The sequence below is a fragment of the Pseudaeromonas sp. HNCC25DJ180 genome (assembly GCF_055413345.1).
In genome coordinates, this window is the sequence record NZ_JBVAYF010000057.1 from 1 (window position 1) to 310 (window position 310).

The 310-nt window shown below is 57.4% G+C and carries 1 protein-coding gene; it reads left to right on the forward strand.

Translation table 11 applies throughout. The features are described 5' to 3' along the window. Positions 1-310 (forward strand): hypothetical protein (locus ACZYTD_RS17250; RefSeq protein ID WP_463893933.1); only part of this gene is annotated, 310 nt, incomplete at both ends.

The window sequence follows — 310 nt, forward strand, 5'->3', positions numbered from 1 at the left end:
TGACGATTGCCGGCACCACGTTGACCGTGGCAGCTGGCGACACAGTGGCCGACCTGGTTGGTAGAGTGGTGGATACCCAGTATGGTCAGTTGACGCTGGACAGCTTCGATGCTGCAACGGGTACCTTCGGTTACGGCTATCAACTGCTACACAACGTGGACAACGACTCACAACCGGGTGCGGATACCAACGGCTTCACCGAGACCATCAGCCTGTCTGTGTCTGATGGTACCAGCAGTGCCGATACCAGCTTCGGCGTCTACATTGCTGATGATGCGCCGACGGCAACCGACAACGAAAACAGCCTGGA